The organism is Streptomyces venezuelae ATCC 10712 (assembly GCF_008639165.1).
Taxonomy (GTDB): Bacteria; Actinomycetota; Actinomycetes; order Streptomycetales; family Streptomycetaceae; genus Streptomyces; species Streptomyces venezuelae.
On the sequence record NZ_CP029197.1, the window covers coordinates 5,443,892 to 5,461,583 of the forward strand.

A 17,692-nucleotide genomic window follows, 5' to 3' on the forward strand; every position below is an offset into this window, starting at 1 on the left:
GGACGTGAAGGACCGGAAGGCCGGGGAGCCCAAGGGGCAGGACGCCCGCAGCCTGGAGACCCGGGAGAAGCTGCTCGAAGGGGCCCTGCGGACCCTGGTCGAGCAGGGCATCGCCAAGGCCTCCGCCCGCGCCATCGCGACCACCGCCGGGGTCAACCAGGCCCTCGTCTTCTACCACTTCGGCTCCGTCGACGAGCTGCTCGCCGCCGCCTGCCGGCACGGCGCCGAGCAGCGGGTCGCCCGCCACCGCGAGCGGCTTCGCTCCGTCGGCAGCCTCACCGAGCTGCTCGCCTTCGGGCGCGAGCTGCACGAGGAGGAGCGGGCCGCCGGGCACGTCGCCTTCCTCGGGCAGCTGCTCGCCGGGGCGCAGGCGCACCCCCGGCTCGTCCCGGCCACGGCCGCCGGGCTCGACCTGTGGATCGCCGAGATCGAACAGGTGCTCGTCCGGGTGCTCGCGGGGACGCCGCTGGCCGAGTTCACCGACCCCGCCGGGCTCGCCCGCGCGGTCGGCGCCTCCTTCGTCGGCCTCGAACTGTACGAGGGGGTCGACCCCGCCGGGGCGGAGGCGGCCTTCGCGGCCCTGGAGCAGCTCGGCGCCCTGATGGCCGCCGTCGAGGAGCTGAACCCGGTCGCCCGAAAGGCCGTCACGTACACCCTCAGGAGGCAGAGCAGCCGCAGGAACTGAGACATACCCACTCGGACTACTCCAGTCGACACGCCGAGGGTTTGCCCCTTTTGTAGGGATATCGACCCGTTCGACGACAGCTGGAGGCACCGTGCGGCCGGGAGGCTACGACTACGACACCTACAGCCGACTCGCCGGTCCCCTCACGGAACCGGATCCGGCGGCCTACAAGGTGCAGTACCGAAGTCTGCTCTCGAAGGAGCCGCACCGAATACGCGCCGTCCTCCTGATGAGCCTCGCGCCCGTCCTCTCGGCGCTGCTCCTCGCCTACCTCGTCTGGCCCAGCCACTGGACCGTCCGGGAGGGCGGCGACCGCTGGCTCGTCCACCTCGACACGGTGATGCTCGTGTCGATCGGCCTCATCTGCTTCTTCATGCTGGTGAACGTCACGTCGATCGCCCACGCCACCATGGTCGCCCGCGACCCGATACCCGTGTACGCCGAGAAGGGCACCCGCGTCGCCTTCCTCACCACGTACGTCCCGGGCAAGGAACCGTTCACCATGGTCCGCGGCACCCTCGAAGGCGCCACCCGGCTGCGGCACGACGGACACCTCGACGTCTGGCTCCTCGACGAGGGCGACTCCGCCGAGGCCAAGGCGCTCTGCGCCGAGCTCGGCGTGCGCCACTTCACCCGCGCCGGCGTCCCGGAGTGGAACCGCAAGAAGGGCGTCCACAAGGCGAGGACCAAGCACGGCAACTACAACGCCTGGCTCGCCATGCACGGCGACGACTACGACTACTTCGCCTCCGTCGACACCGACCACGTCCCGCTCCCCAACTTCCTTGAGCGGATGCTCGGCTACTTCCGCGACCCCGACATCGCCTTCGTCGTCGGACCGCAGGTGTACGGCAACTACACCAACCTCGTCACCAAGGCCGCCGAGTCCCAGCAGTTCCTCTTCCACGCCCTCATCCAGCGCGCCGGGAACCGCTACCACGCCCCCATGTTCGTCGGCACGAACAACGTCGTCCGGATCTCCGCCCTCAAGCAGATCGGCGGCCTGTACGACTCGATCACCGAGGACATGGCCACCGGCTTCGAACTGCACCGCAGGAAGAACCCGCGCACCGGCCACTACTGGCGCTCCGTCTACACCCCCGACGTCCTCGCCGTCGGCGAGGGCCCGGCCTCCTGGACGGACTTCTTCACCCAGCAGCTCCGCTGGTCCCGGGGCACGTACGAGACGATCGTCAAGCAGTACTGGAAGGCGCCCTTCCGCACCCCGCCGGGCCGCTTCCTCAACTACACCCTGATGCTCGTCTACTACCCGATGACGGCCGTCAACTGGCTGCTCGGCATCCTCAGCGGCGTCCTCTACCTGTGGCTCGGCGCCTCCGGCACCCAGGTCTCCACCTCGGTCTGGCTGATGATCTACAGCGACGCCGTCGCCCTCCAGATCGGCCTCTACCTCTGGAACCGGCGCCACAACGTCTCGCCCCACGAACCCGAGGGTTCCGGCGGTCTCGCCGGCATGGCGATGTCCGCGCTCTCCGCGCCCATCTACCTCAAGTCCCTGGGCTCGGCGATCCTCCGCACCCGCGGCCGCTTCGTCGTCACGCCCAAGGGCGGCGCGGCCAGCCCCGACCGCGTCCTGACCTTCCGCATCCACCTGTACTGGGCGGCGGTCCTCATCGCCTCGCTCGCCGCCTCCGTCCACTTCGGGCACACCCACGCCGCCATGCGCACCTGGGCCGCGCTCGCCCTGGTCATCGCCCTCACCCCGATCACCCTCTGGACCTTCACGACGGTACGGGACCGGCGCCTGCGGCAGGTTCGGGACCGGGCCAGGGCCCGCGCCCGCCGCCGCGGCCTCGCGGACGCCCGCGAAGGCGTGCCCGTCCGGCCGGCCGCCGTACCGCCCGCCGCCCCCGCACCCGCCCCCACGACCACCGGAGGGAACTGAGCCATGGCCTACCGGCCCTCCAAGAAGTTCAAGAAGACCCTGTTCGGCAGCGGAGCGGTGCTGGTCCTCGCGGCGCTCAACGCCCCCGCCGCCGTCTCCTTCGCCGAGGAGAAGTACCACGCGTACAAGATCGCCCAGCCGGGCTACCAGCGGGTCTACGGTTCCTGGGCGCCCGTGCACGTCCCCGACAAGCTCGGTGTCAACGCCATCCACGCGGCCCTGCTGCACACCGGGAAGGTGCTGCTCATCGCCGGCTCGGGCAACAGCCAGAAGAACTTCGACGCCGGGACCTTCGAGACCGTCCTCTGGGACCCGGTGAAGAACACCTTCAAGAAGATCCCCACCCCCGAGGACTTCTTCTGCGCCGGCCACACCCAGCTGCCCGACGGCCGGCTGCTCGTCGCCGGCGGCACCGCCCGGTACGAGATCCTCAACGGCGAGGTCAAGAAGGCCGGCGGCGGCATGCGGGTCAAGAACGAGAGCCCCGACAAGGCGGTCACCCTCAAGAAGGGCACCGTCTTCCGCTCCCCGTCCGGGGTCGAGTACGTCTCCAAGTTCGACGTCACCGTCCCCAAGGCCAAGCGCGAGTTCGAGATCTCGTACTTCAAGAGCGGCCAGATGAAACCGTGGAAGACCAAGGTCACCGCCGCCGAGGCCCGGGTCTTCGTCGAGGCCCGCAAGGAGGGCCCGCAGGCCCTCACCACCGAGGCCGCCCAGTACGAGGTCGTCGGCCTCAAGGGCGACGCCGCCGACAACGTCTACGGACTCGCCCAGAAGCTCACCACCGAGAAGCAGGACTTCCAGGGCATCAAGAGCGCCTACGAGTTCGACCCGAAGGCCGAGAAGTACATCCCGGTCGCCCCCATGAAGGACGCCCGCTGGTACCCCACCCTGGTCGGCCTCCAGGACGGCAGGGTCCTCGCCGTCTCCGGCCTCAACGACGTCGGCGACGTCGTCCCCGGCGACAACGAGATCTACGACCCCGAGACCAAGAAGTGGTCCAAGGGCCCCTTCCGCTACTTCCCCACCTACCCCTCCCTCTTCCTCACCAAGGGCGGCAAGCTCCTCTACACCGGATCCAACGCCGGCTACGGCCCCGCCGAGAAGGGCCGCGAACCGGGCCTGTGGGACCTGGAGAAGAACACCTTCACCAAGCTCCGCGGCCTCAGCGACCCCGACCAGCTGGAGACCTCCGCCTCCCTGATCCTGCCCCCCGCCCAGCACCAGAAGGTCATGGTCCTCGGCGGCGGCGGCGTCGGGGAGTCGTCCAAGTCGACCGCCCGCACCTCCATCATCGACGTGTCCAAGGACAGCCCCGTCTTCACCGACGGACCCGCGCTCCCGCAGGGCACCCGCTACCTCAGCAGCGTCCTGCTGCCCGACGACACCGTCTTCACCACCGGCGGCTCCGAGGACTACCGGGGCCGCAGCGGCAGCGACATCCTCAAGGCCCAGTTCTACGACCCCAGGACCAACGCCTTCGCCGAGGCCGCCGCGCCCACCGTCGGCCGCAACTACCACTCCGAGGCGCTGCTGCTGCCCGACGGCCGGGTCGCCACCTTCGGCTCCGACCCGCTCTTCGACGACAAGGACAACACCAAACTCGGCACCTTCGAGCAGCGCATCGAGGTCTTCACCCCGCCCTACCTCCACAAGGCCGGCAACGACCGGCCCGTCCTCGGAGAGGGCTCACAGGAACTCGACCAGAACGGCCGCGCCACCTTCAAGACCAAGGACGCCCGCCGGATCGCCAAGGCCCGGCTCATGCGGCCCAGCGCCGTCACCCACACCACCGACGTCGAACAGCGCTCCATCGAGCTCGGCCTGACCCGGGGCCAGGACGGGATGACCGTCACCGTCGACGTACCGCAGGACCGGACCCTGGTCCCGCCCGGCTGGTACATGCTCTTCGTCACCGACGCCGAGGGCATCCCGTCCGAGGCGAAGTGGATCCAGGTCGGCGACTGATCAGGGCCTCAGGACTTCGCCCTGCGCGCCAGGCCCAGGGCGTAGTCCGGCCACCACGTCCCGGCGGCCGGGCCGCCCCGGCACTGGCCGTCCGAGTCGCCGGGACGCTTGATCCACAGATACGCGTCGACCAGCTCGTCCCCGGTCCGGTCCGTCGGCGGTACGCCGAGGGCCCGGCCCGGCGGATTGCACCAGGCCTCCGCCCGGTCACCCGGGAGGGGGCCGTCGCCGTTGCGGCTGGTGTCCACCGTGAAGTGGGCGCCCCCGAGCAGCCCGGAGAGCGCGGCGCCGAAGCCCCGCACCGCCTCGTTCGTCTGGAAGTTGGAGACGTTCAGCGAGAAGCCGTCCGCGCGGGCCACGCCCGCCCGGCGCAGCGGCTCCACGAGCTTGCCCGGATCGTCGATCCACGCCGGGTTCCCCGCGTCCAGGTAGACCCGGGTGCGGGGCTGCCGCTTGAGCCGCTCGATCGCCCCGGCCAGCAGCTGGAACCGCTCGTCGTGGTACTGCGCCGGGGTGCAGCCGTCCACGATGTGCGGCACCGCGTCCGGCTCCAGGACGACGATCGCGGACGCGTCCCCGAGCGCCGTGGCGAAGGCGTCGATCCAGTTCCGGTACGCCTGCGCGTCGTGCGAGCCGCCCGCCGAGTACATGCCGCAGTCGCGGTGCGGGATGTTGTACGCCACGAACACGGCCGTACGGTTCTCCGCCGCCGCGCCACGGACCGCGCGCGTGATCTCCGGAACGGGATCGTCGCCCGCCGGCCACTCCGCGACCGGCCGGTCCGCGATCCGCTTCAGGATCTTCGCGTCCTCGGTCCTGCCCTGCGCCTCGTACTGGCGCACCTGCTTCGCGGCGTCGCTCTCCGGGTCGACCCAGAACGGCGAGCCGCTGGCCGGGGCCGCGGGCTCGCCCCGCGTGGAGGGCGGGCCGACGGGCCCCTTCGGCGGCTCGTCCTCGCCGCAGCCGGTCAGGAGCAGCGCGGAGACGAGCGTCAGGGCGACGGCGGTGACGGTACGGCGGGACATCCGGCCCCCAGGGTCGGGTACGGCGCTGCGCACGACAGGCGGGACAATCCGGGCCATCGTGACATGACGGTCAGTCGGTTCCGGGCTGCGACACCGCCATCCCCAGCGGCGTCCGCTCGTAGAGCACCTGGTGGCCGTACCGCCGGGAGGTCAGCAGCCCCGCGTCCCGCAGCACCGACAGGTGCGCGGAGACGGTGGACGCGGACCGGCCCAGGAGATGGGCCAGCGCCGTCGTCCCCATCGGCTCGGCCAGCGCGCACAGGACATCCGCCCGCACCGGGCCGAGCAGCCGCCCGAGAGCCTCCGGCGTACGGTCCCGGGGCTCCGCCCACAGCCCGCCGATCCCGCGCGCCGGATACGCCACCGTCGGCTGCCACGGCGGATCGAAACCGCTCACCACGTCCGGCCAGATGAACACCGAAGGCAGCAGGACGAGCCCCTGCCCGTCCAGCGGACGGTCGTGCTCCCCCGAGTACTCCACCCGGAGCGTCGCCGACTCCGCCGCCCAGTCGAACGCCGGGTGCAGCTCACCGAGCAGCCTCTCCAGGCCCCCCTCCGCGAGCCGCCGCGAGTGGTACGCCACGTCCGCCTCCAGGAGCGCCCGCAGCCGCGGCCAGTCTGGCGCGACCAGCGCCTCCCAGGCCGCCTCCAGCAGATCCGCGAGCCGCGTCACGGCCCCGGCGGGATCGGCGAGCAGCCGCCGCCCCTCCACGGTGCCGGCCGCCCCGGGCGTCTCGGCGAGCGCCCGCTCGAACTCGTCGAGGGCGACGGCCGGATCGGTCTCCCGTACCGCGGCGATCTCGTCCTCGAAGGTCGCGGCGGGGCCGATCGGCGGCGGATAGAGGAAGTCCGGGTTGTGCCCCCGCGCCGGCATCAGCAGTTGCAGCGGCGCGAGGTCGAGCCCGCGCGCGGCGGCCGCGATCCGCCGCACCCACGGCAGGTGGTAGCCCTGCTTCGCGGGCCGCGCGAGGACCCGCACGGCGGAGTGCGTCTCCCAGAGCGGCGAGATCGCGAACCGGATCCTCAACGGGTCGGCCTCGCCGAAGCGCAGGTGGTACGGCACGGGGCCCTCCGGGCACGGAATATTCGTCTGGAGCCGAAAGTCTAGGGCGCGCCCCGCCCGCGCGGCAGGCTGCGCCCATGCCCGAGAACCACACCCGGACGCCACCCCCGGCGCCCGCCCCCACCCCTGCCCCCGCCCGGGACGGCGCCCTGCCCGACACCGCACTGCCCGACACCGCAGAGACCGCGCCGGGGGCCGGGGCCGGCGCCGCGCGGGAGGCCGCGCCTCCCGCCCCCGCCCCCGAGGCACCCGCACCGCCCGGCGGATACCGGGCCGTGTTCGCCGTACGGGAGTTCCGGTTCGTGTTCGCGGCGCACCTGTTCTCACTGCTCGGAGTCGTCGTCAGCGAACTCGCCCTCACCGTGCTCGTCTACGACATGACCCGGTCCCCACTGCTCTCCTCCCTCACCTTCGCGCTCGGGTTCCTCCCCTACCTCCTCGGCGGCACCCTGCTCGCCGGCCTCACCGACCGGCTCCCGCCCCGGCGCATCCTCGTCGTCTGCGACCTCGTCTGCGCCGGCTGCGTCGCGGTCATGGCCGCGCCCGCCACCCCCGTCGCCCTCCTGCTCGTCCTGCGCTGCGCCATCGCCGTCGTCTCACCGGTCTTCAACGGCACCCGCATGGCGACCCTCGCCGACATCCTCGGCGAGGGCGACCTCTTCGTCCTCGGACGCTCACTGCTGCGGATCGTCTCGCAGAGCGCCCTGCTCACCGGCTACGCCGCCGCCGGCGTCCTCCTCACCGTCGTCCCGCCCCGGGGCGCCCTCGTCGTCACCGCCGCCACCTTCCTCGCCTCCGCGCTGCTCCTCCGGCTCGGCACGGCCCGCCGCCCCGCCCGCGCGGGCGGCGCGGCGGGCGGGCTGCCGGGAACCTTCGCCGTGCTGCGGAACCGGCGCGTGCGGGCCCTGATGCTGATGTTCTGGGTGCCGCCGCTCTTCGCCGTCGTCCCGGAGGCCCTCGCCGCCCCGTACGCCGACCGGACCGGCGCCTCCACCGCCGCCCTCGGCCTCCTCATGTGCGCCCTGCCCGTGGGCACCATCGCGGGCGAGCTGTTCGCCGGATCGTTCCTGTCCGCCGCGACCCGCTCCCGGATCGTGCTGCCGCTCGCCGTGACCGGCGTCCTGCCCTACCTCCTGTACGCCCCCGAGCCCGGCGTCCCCCTCGCGGCCGCCGCGCTCCTCCTGGCCGGCGCCACCGGCGCGTACACCCTCGGGCTCGACGCCTGGTTCGTCGCCGCCGTCCCGGAGGAACAGCGGGGGAGGGCCATGACCCTGATGACGGCGGGCATGATGACCGTCCAGGGCGTCGGCATGGCCGGGGCCGGCATCGCCGCCGAGTTCGCCCCCGTGCACGTCGTCGTCGCGGGCACCGGCGTCCTCGGCACGCTCTGCCTGCTGGCCGCCGCCGTCGAGCTGCGGGCGACCGAAAGACGAGACGGGGCTGACCGGCATATGACCAGTCGGTAAGGTCGACGCGTGCCGAAGCCGCTCAGTCTCCCCTTCGACCCCATCGCCCGCGCCGACGAACTCTGGCAGAAGCGCTGGGGCCCGGTCCCCTCGATGGCCGCGATCACCTCGATCATGCGCGCCCACCAGATCCTCCTCGCCGAGGTCGACGCCGTCGTCAAGCCGTACGGGCTGACCTTCGCGCGGTACGAGGCCCTGGTGCTGCTCACCTTCTCGAAGGCGGGCGAGCTGCCGATGTCCAAGATCGGCGAGCGGCTGATGGTGCACCCCACCTCGGTGACGAACACGGTGGACCGGCTGGTGCGGTCCGGCCTCGTCGACAAGCGGCCCAACCCCAACGACGGTCGCGGGACGCTCGCCTCCATCACGGAGAAGGGCCGCGAGGTGGTCGAGGCGGCGACCCGCGACCTGATGGCGATGGACTTCGGCCTCGGCGCGTACGACGCCGAGGAGTGCGCGGAGATCTTCGCGATGCTCCGCCCGCTGCGGGTGAGCGCGCACGATTTCGACGAGGGCTGACCCGGGCGAAGATCGCCCGGAACGTGCCGTTACGCTCGACGGCATGAAATCCAGCGTGCTGACCCGTTACCGCGTCATGGCGTACATCACCGCCGTCATGCTGCTCGTGCTGTGCACCTGCATGGTCTTCAAGTACGGGTTCGACATGGGCGAGGACGTGACCTTCGCGGTCTCCCAGGCCCACGGTGTCCTCTACATCATCTACCTGGTCTTCGCCTTCGACCTGGGCTCCAAGGCGAAGTGGCCGTTCGGCAAGCTCCTGTGGGTGCTGCTGTCCGGGACCATCCCGTTCGCCGCCTTCTTCGTCGAGCGCAAGGTCGTCCGCGAGACGCTTCCGCTGGTCAGCGGCGTGCGGCCGGAGCCGGTCAAGGCCTGACACCGACCCCCGCACTGATGTGCGGGGGTTTGCCATCGACATTTACTAGGACGTCCTAGTAAATTCGAAGCATGGACGCTGACGCCATCGAGGAAGGCCGCCGTCGCTGGCAGGCCCGTTACGACAAGGCCCGCAAGCGGGACGCCGACTTCACCACGCTCTCCGGCGACGCCGTCGAGCCGGTCTACGGGCCCCGGCCCGGCGACACCTACGAGGGGTTCGAGCGCATCGGCTGGCCGGGCGAGTACCCCTACACCCGGGGACTCCACCCGACCGGCTACCGCGGCCGCACCTGGACCATCCGCCAGTTCGCCGGCTTCGGCAACGCCGAGCAGACCAACGAGCGCTACAAGATGATCCTGGCGGCCGGCGGCGGCGGCCTCTCCGTCGCCTTCGACATGCCGACCCTCATGGGCCGCGACTCCGACGACCCCCGCTCCCTCGGCGAGGTCGGCCACTGCGGTGTCGCCATCGACTCCGCCGCCGACATGGAGGTCCTCTTCAAGGACATCCCGCTCGGCGACGTCACCACGTCCATGACCATCTCCGGGCCCGCCGTGCCCGTCTTCTGCATGTACCTGGTCGCCGCCGAGCGCCAGGGCGTCGACCCCGCCGTGCTCAACGGCACGCTCCAGACCGACATCTTCAAGGAGTACATCGCGCAGAAGGAGTGGCTCTTCGAGCCCGAGCCCCATCTGCGCCTCATCGGCGACCTGATGGAGCACTGCGCGCAGGGCATCCCCGCGTACAAGCCGCTCTCCGTCTCCGGCTACCACATCCGCGAGGCCGGAGCGACGGCCGCGCAGGAACTCGCGTACACCCTCGCCGACGGCTTCGGCTACGTCGAACTCGGCCTCAGCCGCGGCCTCGACGTCGACGTCTTCGCCCCCGGCCTCTCCTTCTTCTTCGACGCCCACCTCGACTTCTTCGAGGAGATCGCCAAGTTCCGCGCCGCCCGCCGGATCTGGGCCCGCTGGATGAAGGAGGTGTACGGCGCCAAGACCGACAAGGCCCAGTGGCTGCGCTTCCACACCCAGACCGCCGGTGTCTCCCTCACCGCCCAGCAGCCGTACAACAACGTCGTCCGCACCGCCGTCGAAGCCCTCTCCGCCGTCCTCGGCGGCACCAACTCCCTCCACACCAACGCCCTCGACGAGACCCTCGCGCTCCCCAGCGAGCAGGCCGCCGAGATCGCGCTCCGCACCCAGCAGGTGCTGATGGAGGAGACCGGCGTCGCCAACGTCGCCGACCCGCTCGGCGGCTCCTGGTACGTCGAGCAGCTCACCGACCGCATCGAGGCCGACGCCGAGAAGATCTTCGACCAGATCAAGGAGCGCGGCCGCCGCGCCCACCCGGACGGGCAGCACCCGATCGGCCCGATGACCTCCGGCATTCTGCGCGGCATCGAGGACGGCTGGTTCACCGGCGAGATCGCCGAGTCCGCCTTCCAGTACCAGCGGTCCCTGGAGAAGGGCGACAAGCGGGTCGTCGGCGTCAACGTCCACCACGGCTCCGTCACCGGCGACCTGGAGATCCTGCGGGTCAGCCACGAGGTCGAGTGGGAGCAGGTCCGGGTGCTCGGCGAGCGCAAGGAACGCCGTGACGACGCCAAGGTCCGCGCCTCGCTCGACGCGATGCTCGCCGCCGCCCGGGACGGCTCGAACATGATCGCCCCGATGCTGGAGGCCGTACGGGCCGAAGCCACCCTCGGCGAGATCTGCGACGCGCTGCGCGACGAGTGGGGCGTCTACACGGAGCCCCCGGGCTTCTGACCCCTCCCGCACGGACGAGTGGGGCGGTACGGGAACTCCCGTACCGCCCCACCGTCATGAGGTCCTCAGACGCCGGCCGCCGCCGCGCCCAGGCCGGGGTCCTCAGACGCCGGCCGCCGCCGCCGCGCCCAGGCCGCCCACCAGGAGCGCCGACAGGCGCGCCACCCACGGCTCGTCGACCGGCTCCGCGCTGACCAGCGCGCGGTGCACGACCGCGCCCGCGATCACGTCGAAGATCAGGTCGTCGGTGGCGTCCACCGCGACCGGGTCCCGGTCCGCCGGGAGCTCGCCGCGCCGCTGCGCCCGCATCCGGCCCTCCAGCACGAGCCGCTTCTGCCGGTCGACGATCGAGGCCCGTATCCGCTTGCGCAGCGGCTCGTCACGGGTCGACTCGGCCACCACCGCCATCAGGGCCGTCTTGGTCTCGGGGCGTTCGAGCAGGGCCGCGAACTGGAGCACGACGTGCTCGATGTCGGCCTGGAGGGAACCCAGGTCGGGCAGTTCGAGTTCATCGAAGAGAACGGCGACGGCGTCCACCACGAGCTCGCTCTTGTTGGCCCACCGGCGGTACAGGGTCGTCTTGGCGACCCCGGCCCGGCCGGCCACGTCCCCCATCGTCAGCTTGGACCAGCCCAGCTCGACCAGGGCCGCGCGGGTCGCCTCCAGGATGGCCGTGTCGGCCTCGGTGGAACGGGGGCGCCCGGTGCGGTGGGTGCGGGGGTTGGTGAAGCTGCACATGGACGTCGACCATACCCGTCGGTAGGTACGGCGCCAGAGGCCCGTCGTGTGAGCCAGTTCACCGTACGGATCGGCTCCGCGCCCTCCCGCCGGGTCTCCCCGGAGAGTTACGCTACGACCTGTAGCGAAAGGCAATGAGCGGCCTGAGCGACAACCAAGGCGCCGGGTGGGGACCCGGCGCGAACCGAAGACGACGAACCGTGTCGGCCCACGTCTCGCACACCGGCGGGAGGCGTGCGGACGGCACGGTTCAGCCATGGCTTACCGGTTACGCGCGCGGAAGGGGGAGGATGTACCCATGCAGCCCCGAAACATGTCCATGAGCGGCGTCGTCGACCTCGCCGCGGTGAAGGCGGCCGGAGAGGCCAAGGCGAAGGCGGAGCAGGCGCGCGCCGAAGCCGCCCGGCAGGGCGGCCCCGCCGCCGTGCCCCCGTCCGCCCTGGTGATCGACGTCGACGAGGCGGGCTTCGAGCGCGATGTGCTCCAGCGCTCCGCCGAGGTCCCGGTCGTCCTCGACTTCTGGGCCGAGTGGTGCGAGCCCTGCAAGCAGCTCGGCCCCCTTCTGGAGCGTCTCGCGGTCGAGTACAACGGCCGCTTCCTGCTCGCGAAGATCGACGTCGACGCCAACCAGATGCTGATGCAGCAGTTCGGCATCCAGGGAATTCCGGCCGTTTTCGCGGTGGTCGCCGGTCAGGCGCTGCCGCTCTTCCAGGGCGCGGTGCCCGAGGCCCAGATCCGCGAGACCCTCGACCAGCTGATCCAGATCGGCGAGGAGCGCTTCGGTCTGACCGGCATCGCCGTCGACGCGGGCGCCGAGGGTGCCGAGGGCGGCCCGGAGCGGGCCGCGCGGCCCGTCGGCCCGTACGACGCGCTCCTCGAAGCGGCCATGTCCGCGCTCGACGCGGGTGACCTGGCCGGCGCGATCCAGGCGTACAAGAACGTGCTCGCCGACGACCCGGCGCACCCGGAGGCCAAGCTCGGCCTCGCCCAGGCCGAACTCCTCGCCCGGGTGCAGGACCTGGACCCGTCCGCCGTCCGCAAGGCCGCCGCGGACGCCCCGGCCGACGTCACCGCGCAGATCGCCGCCGCCGACCTGGATCTGGTGGGCGGTCATGTGTCCGACGCCTTCGGCCGCCTCGTGGAGACCGTGCGCCGCACGGCCGGCGAGGACCGGGACGCGGCGCGGCTCCGGCTGCTGGAACTGTTCGAGGTGATCGGCGCCGACGACCCGCGGGTCACGGCGGCCCGGCAGGCCCTGGCCCGGGTGCTGTTCTAGCCCCCGGCCCGGCTTCCCGGCGCGCCGGATCGTCCGACGATTTGGCAGCAGGGTGACAAAAGGCGGCCGCGCTTTACCAAAACTTGGTAATCGCGGCCGCTGTTACTTGCAGTAAATCGAACCTGTGGTTCTGTCCGACTTCTTCCGGCAATCTGCTGATATCAGGCGCCACTCGAACGCACCCTGAGTGCCCGTACGGCCCCGCCCCGCCATGACGCGGTTATCCACCCGTTACTAGCCAGTAACGAACCCCCTTGTGCGAGCGCCCGGAATGGACCACGATCGGCGACGCTCGGTCCGAACCGCACCACCCCGGCAACCAACCGGGACGCGGCGAAGGTCCCCACCGGGCGGACCGGTGTTCCGGCACCGGTCGTGGACAGGGGGGTTCCCGCTCTCACCGAACGGGGCCTGTCCGAAAACAGGCCGCGTGACAAGGCGCGGCCGTGGTTGTCGCTCGGGGGTGATCGCCGGTGATTCGGACGCGCATCGCGCCGCCTGATGCCTCGGCGCTCTCCTTCCCGAGGACGTAGCTCTTCTCCCATCCCAGGACGGGCCCCGCGCCCTTCCGGAGATGTACGTCCGAGAAGGAGGAATTCTCATGAAGTCCCAGGTTCGTGGCGGGACCAGATGGAAGCGGTTCGCCGTCGTCATGGTCCCGAGTGTGGCCGCGACGGCCGCGATCGGTGTCGGCCTGGCCCAGGGCGTGCTCGCCGCGTCCTTCAGCATCTCCGGCCAGGAGTTCAAGGTTAAGGCGAAGGAGCTCGAGGGCTACGACTTCGTCCAGTACGGCAGCTATGTCAAGGGCAAGGACCTGAAGGGCGGAGACCTCTCCGAGCCCGTCGCGGTCTCCGGCTTCTCCGAGGCCTACATCACGGACATGTGCCAGTCCGTCGTGACGCCCAACGTGCCGTTCATCGGCACGGTCTCGCTCCAGCTGTCGGCCGGTTCGAAGGGCAAGACCGCCACCGAGGACCGTCGCGTCTACGCCAAGGGCATCTACCTGGACGTCTCCTCGCTGGAGGCGAACGCCGAGTTCAAGAACATCGACATCGGCGTGGCCGCCGGTGCGCTCGGCAAGGACAACGACGGCAAGCCGAACGGCAAGCCCGGCATCCAGCCCGGCACCGAGTCCAAGGCGCACCCGTACGGCTTCTCGCAGCGTGCCGACGAGGCCGTGCTGAAGGACGTGAAGCAGAAGGCGTGGGCGACGACCGCCGCCACCTTCAAGCTCCCCGACCTGAAGCTGTCGCTGCACCGCGGCGCCGTGGAGTGCTTCTAGGGCTTCGGCCCCTAGGGCTCCGTCTCCGCCGGCGGGCGAGGGCCGTCCCGTACGGTCCCGCCCGCACGGCCGGACACCTCGTGGCCGCGTAGCCGCGGTGACAGGGGGCACGGCGTGCGCCGGCCCCACCTTCTCCGTACCACCTTTCAGCACAACCGCTTCCAGGGAGCTGTTTTCCATGAGCGCCGAGTCCACTGCTTCCCGCGGAGTCCCGATCATGCAGCGTTTCCGCGCCTGGCGGGGCAGTCGCCCCTTCTGGGCCGGACTGTTGACCATCCTGGGCGGCGTACCGATCGCGTACCTCCCCTACGGCGACATGCGACTCGGGAACATGACCCTCGCCCTGGCGACCACCGCCGGAGCGGGCGCCCTGATCATCGGGGTCCTGCTCATCACCCTCGGTCTGACGATGTGGTTCCAGCCCATCGTCCGGGTGTTCGCGGGCGTCGCGGCGATCGTCCTGGCGCTCGTCTCCATCCCGGTGTCGAACTTCGGTGGCCTCTTCATCGGGTTCCTGCTCTCCATGACCGGTGGCGGCCTGTCCGTCTCGTGGGCGCCGGGGAAGCCGGTCGAAGAGACCGACGACGCTCAGCACGAAGCCTCGCCGGAGGCCTCCGAGGAGGCCCACCCCGCGTACGACACCGAGACCCAGGCCGTGGTGGCGGCCGGAGTCCCGGAGCAGCGCGACGGTGAACAGCAGGTGACCGACACGACGATCGACGCCAACGGCGGGAGGAACAGTGCGGGGTGACGAGACTCAGTCGGCGCTCGCGAAGCAGGGGCCGCGGCACGCGGCTCCCCGCAAGTCGCTGCTGAACAGGATCCAGGGCCCCGCGGGCAAGGCGATGGCGCTGGCCGCCATGCCGACCGCGGTGTTCGTGGGCATGGGCCTCACGCCCAAGCTCGCCCTGGCCGACGAAGGAGACATACCCTTCGCGCCCGGCCCCTGCGTGACGCGCTCGGACGAGCCGGCGCCGGAGGAGAGCACCAAGCCCGCCGAGACGGCGAAGCCGAAGCCGACCGCGACGCCCTCGGCCACCGCGACGGCCACCCCGACCGCGACGGCCACGCCGACGGGGAACCCGACCCCGACCGGGACCCAGCAGGCGACGGCCCAGCCGACGCAGCAGGCCCAGTCCCAGACCCAGCCCCAGTCCCAGACTCAGGAGCGGGCGAAGGCCACCGCCGCGCCGACCGCGACGCCGACGGCCACGCCCACCCCCACGAAGTCGAAGAACCCGCTCGACCCGCTGGGCCTCGGCGACGCGCTCAAGGACCTGTTCGACGGCCCGGACCCCAAGCCGACGGCGACGCCCACCCCGGCGCCCCCGACGACGCAGGCCCCGGCCCCCGCCGCCAAGCCCGCGACGTCCGACGACAAGGCCCCGGCCGCCACGAGCACGCCGAAGGCCGACCCGACGCCGACGAAGCCGGCCACCGACCCGGCGGCCGAGAAGACGAAGGCCGAGATCGAGAAGGCCGCGGCGAAGGCGGGCGCGAAGGTCGAGGAGCTCCCCGAGAGCGCCAAGGGCCTGGACGCCAAGAAGGACGAGGACATACCGGAGGGCGCCAAGCCGCGCTTCCCGTGCCCCGTGCCCGACCCCGAGGCGCTGGCCGCGGCCGAACTGGAGCCCGGCATCCCGCTGCTCCCGGACGACCCGTGGCGACTGGACAGCACGAAGCTCACCCTGCTGGGCCTCAAGTACCACGGCATCGTCGAGGTCAAGACGGCCGGCGGCAAGATCAAGAAGGTCCTGAAGTTCACGGCGACCAACGTCAAGATCAAGGACCTGCACCAGACGACGGTCCACTCCCCGGGCTACTCGGGCCACGTCCGGTCGACCCCGGGCAAGGAGTCGACCATCGACAACGGCAAGGTGACGATGTACACGGAGTCCCTGAAGGGCAACCTCTTCGGCATCTTCCCGGTCACCTTCAGCCCGGCGACCCCGCCCCCACTGGACGTCCCGCTCGCCATCTTCACCGACGTGGTGGTGATGCAGGCCGGCCAGTTCGGCGGCACCCTGACCGTCCCGGGCCTCCGCAACACGATCGAACCCAGCTGACGGCCGCGGCCCCGGCGAGAGCCGGAAGTCCCGCGCACCTGCCGTGAGTACGGCGAAGCCCCCGTCCGGATCGGACGGGGGCTTCGTCACGCGTCGAGGGGTCAGGCCCGTTCGCCGCCGCCCAGGTGGTGGACGCGGACCATGTTCGTCGTGCCCGGGACGCCGGGCGGGGAGCCGGCCGTGATGACCATCGTGTCGCCGGCGCTGTAGCGCTGGAGCTTCAGGAGCTCGGCGTCCACCAGGTCGACCATCGCGTCCGTGTTGTCCACGTGCGGGACGACGAAGGACTCGACGCCCCAGCTCAGGGTGAGCTGGTTGCGGGTGTTCTCGTCCGTCGTGAAGGCGAGGATCGGCTGCTGGACGCGGTAGCGGGAGAGGCGGCGGGCCGTGTCGCCGGACTGGGTGAAGGCGACCAGCGCCTTGCCGCCGAGGAAGTCGGCGATCTCGCAGGCCGCGCGGGCGACCGAACCGCCCTGCGTGCGCGGCTTCTTGCCCGGGACCAGGGGCTGCAGGCCCTTGGAGAGCAGCTCCTCCTCGGCCGCGGCGACGATCTTCGACATCGTCTTCACGGTCTCGATCGGGTATGCGCCGACGGAGGACTCGGCCGACAGCATGACCGCGTCCGCGCCGTCCAGGATCGCGTTGGCGACGTCGCTCGCCTCGGCGCGGGTCGGCCGGGAGTTGGTGATCATCGACTCCATCATCTGGGTCGCGACGATGACCGGCTTGGCGTTGCGGCGGCACATCTCCACGAGGCGCTTCTGCACCATCGGGACCTTCTCCAGCGGGTACTCCACCGCGAGGTCGCCGCGGGCCACCATGACCGCGTCGAAGGCGGCGACGACGGCCTCCATGTTCTCGACGGCCTGCGGCTTCTCCACCTTGGCGATGACGGGGACGCGGCGGCCCTCCTCGTCCATCACCTTGTGGACGTCCTTGACGTCGTTGGCGTCGCGGACGAAGGAGAGGGCGACCATGTCGCAGCCCATGCGGAGCGCGAAGCGGAGGTCGTCGACGTCCTTCTCGGAGAGGGCGGGGACGTTGACGGCCGCGCCGGGCAGGTTGATGCCCTTGTGGTCGGAGATGACGCCGCCCTCGACGACGATCGTCTTGACGCGGGGGCCGTCGACCTCGACGACCCGCAGTTCGACGTTGCCGTCGTTGATCAGGACCTGGTCGCCCTTGGAGACGTCGCCGGGCAGGCCCTTGTAGGTGGTGCCGCAGATGGACTTGTCGCCGGGGACGTCCTCGGTGGTGATGGTGAACTCGTCACCGCGCACCAGCTCGACCGGGCCTTCGGCGAAGGTCTCGAGGCGGATCTTGGGGCCCTGGAGGTCGGCGAGCACGCCGACGGCGCGGCCGGTGTCCGCGGAGACCTGCCGGACGCGGTCGTACCGCTCCTGGTGTTCTGCCTGGGACCCGTGGCTGAAGTTGAATCGGGCCACGTTCATACCGGCCTCGATGAGAGCCTTCAGCTGCTCATACGAGTCGACGGCGGGGCCCAGCGTGCAGACGATTTTGGAACGGCGCATGAGGCGGATCCTATCGGT

The 17,692-nt window shown here is 71.2% G+C and carries 15 protein-coding genes; 11 read left to right on the forward strand and 4 right to left on the reverse strand.

Annotated features, from left to right (window positions below):
• Positions 1 to 4: 4 nt before the first annotated feature.
• The 3 genes from DEJ43_RS25360 (at position 5) to glxA (ending at position 4,559) form a co-directional block, all read left to right on the forward strand.
• Positions 5 to 685, forward strand: a complete 681-nt coding sequence (locus tag DEJ43_RS25360; protein WP_051026158.1) for a TetR/AcrR family transcriptional regulator — start codon at positions 5 to 7, stop codon at positions 683 to 685.
• A 91-nt stretch (positions 686 to 776) separates the two neighbouring features.
• The gene (locus DEJ43_RS25365; RefSeq protein WP_015036245.1) at positions 777 to 2,591 is read left to right on the forward strand and encodes a glycosyltransferase family 2 protein; all 1,815 of its coding nucleotides are present in this window, start codon (positions 777 to 779) and stop codon (positions 2,589 to 2,591) included.
• 3 nt (positions 2,592 to 2,594) lie between these two features.
• Entirely contained in the window at positions 2,595 to 4,559 is a 1,965-nt protein-coding gene (glxA, locus tag DEJ43_RS25370) for a radical copper oxidase GlxA (protein ID WP_015036246.1), read from the forward strand.
• An 8-nt stretch (positions 4,560 to 4,567) separates the two neighbouring features.
• On the opposite strand, the gene DEJ43_RS25375 is transcribed toward glxA, so the two are convergent.
• A complete protein-coding gene (locus DEJ43_RS25375) occupies positions 4,568 to 5,584 on the reverse strand; it encodes a glycoside hydrolase family 6 protein (RefSeq protein WP_071891498.1) in 1,017 nt (338 codons plus the stop codon).
• A gap of 70 nt (positions 5,585 to 5,654) precedes the next feature.
• Complete coding sequence (locus tag DEJ43_RS25380; RefSeq protein ID WP_015036249.1) at positions 5,655 to 6,647, reverse strand: ArsR/SmtB family transcription factor; 993 nt, start codon at positions 6,645 to 6,647, stop codon at positions 5,655 to 5,657.
• Between the two features lie 77 nt (positions 6,648 to 6,724).
• On the opposite strand from DEJ43_RS25380, the gene DEJ43_RS25385 reads away from it, so the two are divergent.
• From DEJ43_RS25385 to icmA, 4 genes are all read left to right on the forward strand, one after another.
• Positions 6,725 to 8,113 (forward strand): MFS transporter, encoded by a 1,389-nt coding sequence (locus DEJ43_RS25385; RefSeq protein ID WP_041662877.1) that lies wholly within the window; start codon positions 6,725 to 6,727, stop codon positions 8,111 to 8,113.
• A gap of 9 nt (positions 8,114 to 8,122) precedes the next feature.
• A complete protein-coding gene (locus tag DEJ43_RS25390) occupies positions 8,123 to 8,632 on the forward strand; it encodes a MarR family winged helix-turn-helix transcriptional regulator (protein WP_015036251.1) in 510 nt (169 codons plus the stop codon).
• A 43-nt stretch (positions 8,633 to 8,675) separates the two neighbouring features.
• Positions 8,676 to 9,008 (forward strand): DUF3817 domain-containing protein, encoded by a 333-nt coding sequence (locus DEJ43_RS25395; RefSeq protein ID WP_015036252.1) that lies wholly within the window; start codon positions 8,676 to 8,678, stop codon positions 9,006 to 9,008.
• A 71-nt stretch (positions 9,009 to 9,079) separates the two neighbouring features.
• The gene (icmA, locus tag DEJ43_RS25400) at positions 9,080 to 10,780 is read left to right on the forward strand and encodes a coenzyme B12-dependent isobutyryl-CoA mutase large subunit (protein WP_015036253.1); all 1,701 of its coding nucleotides are present in this window, start codon (positions 9,080 to 9,082) and stop codon (positions 10,778 to 10,780) included.
• A 102-nt stretch (positions 10,781 to 10,882) separates the two neighbouring features.
• Here icmA and DEJ43_RS25405 read toward each other — a convergent pair whose 3' ends face one another.
• Complete coding sequence (locus DEJ43_RS25405; RefSeq protein WP_015036254.1) at positions 10,883 to 11,518, reverse strand: TetR/AcrR family transcriptional regulator; 636 nt, start codon at positions 11,516 to 11,518, stop codon at positions 10,883 to 10,885.
• 298 nt (positions 11,519 to 11,816) lie between these two features.
• Between DEJ43_RS25405 and DEJ43_RS25410 the strand changes: the two genes are divergently transcribed.
• From DEJ43_RS25410 to DEJ43_RS25430, 4 genes are all read left to right on the forward strand, one after another.
• Complete coding sequence (locus DEJ43_RS25410; protein WP_015036255.1) at positions 11,817 to 12,794, forward strand: tetratricopeptide repeat protein; 978 nt, start codon at positions 11,817 to 11,819, stop codon at positions 12,792 to 12,794.
• Positions 12,795 to 13,395: 601 nt separating this feature from the next.
• On the forward strand, positions 13,396 to 14,076 hold the full coding sequence (locus DEJ43_RS25420) for a DUF6230 family protein (protein WP_015036256.1): 681 nt from the start codon (positions 13,396 to 13,398) through the stop codon (positions 14,074 to 14,076).
• A gap of 178 nt (positions 14,077 to 14,254) precedes the next feature.
• Positions 14,255 to 14,827, forward strand: coding sequence for a DUF6114 domain-containing protein (locus DEJ43_RS25425; protein WP_015036257.1), 573 nt, complete (start codon positions 14,255 to 14,257; stop codon positions 14,825 to 14,827).
• Complete coding sequence (locus DEJ43_RS25430; RefSeq protein WP_015036258.1) at positions 14,817 to 16,142, forward strand: hypothetical protein; 1,326 nt, start codon at positions 14,817 to 14,819, stop codon at positions 16,140 to 16,142. Before DEJ43_RS25425 ends, DEJ43_RS25430 begins: the two co-directional genes overlap by 11 nt.
• A gap of 101 nt (positions 16,143 to 16,243) precedes the next feature.
• Here DEJ43_RS25430 and pyk read toward each other — a convergent pair whose 3' ends face one another.
• Positions 16,244 to 17,674, reverse strand: coding sequence for a pyruvate kinase (pyk, locus tag DEJ43_RS25435; RefSeq protein ID WP_015036259.1), 1,431 nt, complete (start codon positions 17,672 to 17,674; stop codon positions 16,244 to 16,246).
• Positions 17,675 to 17,692: the final 18 nt, after the last annotated feature.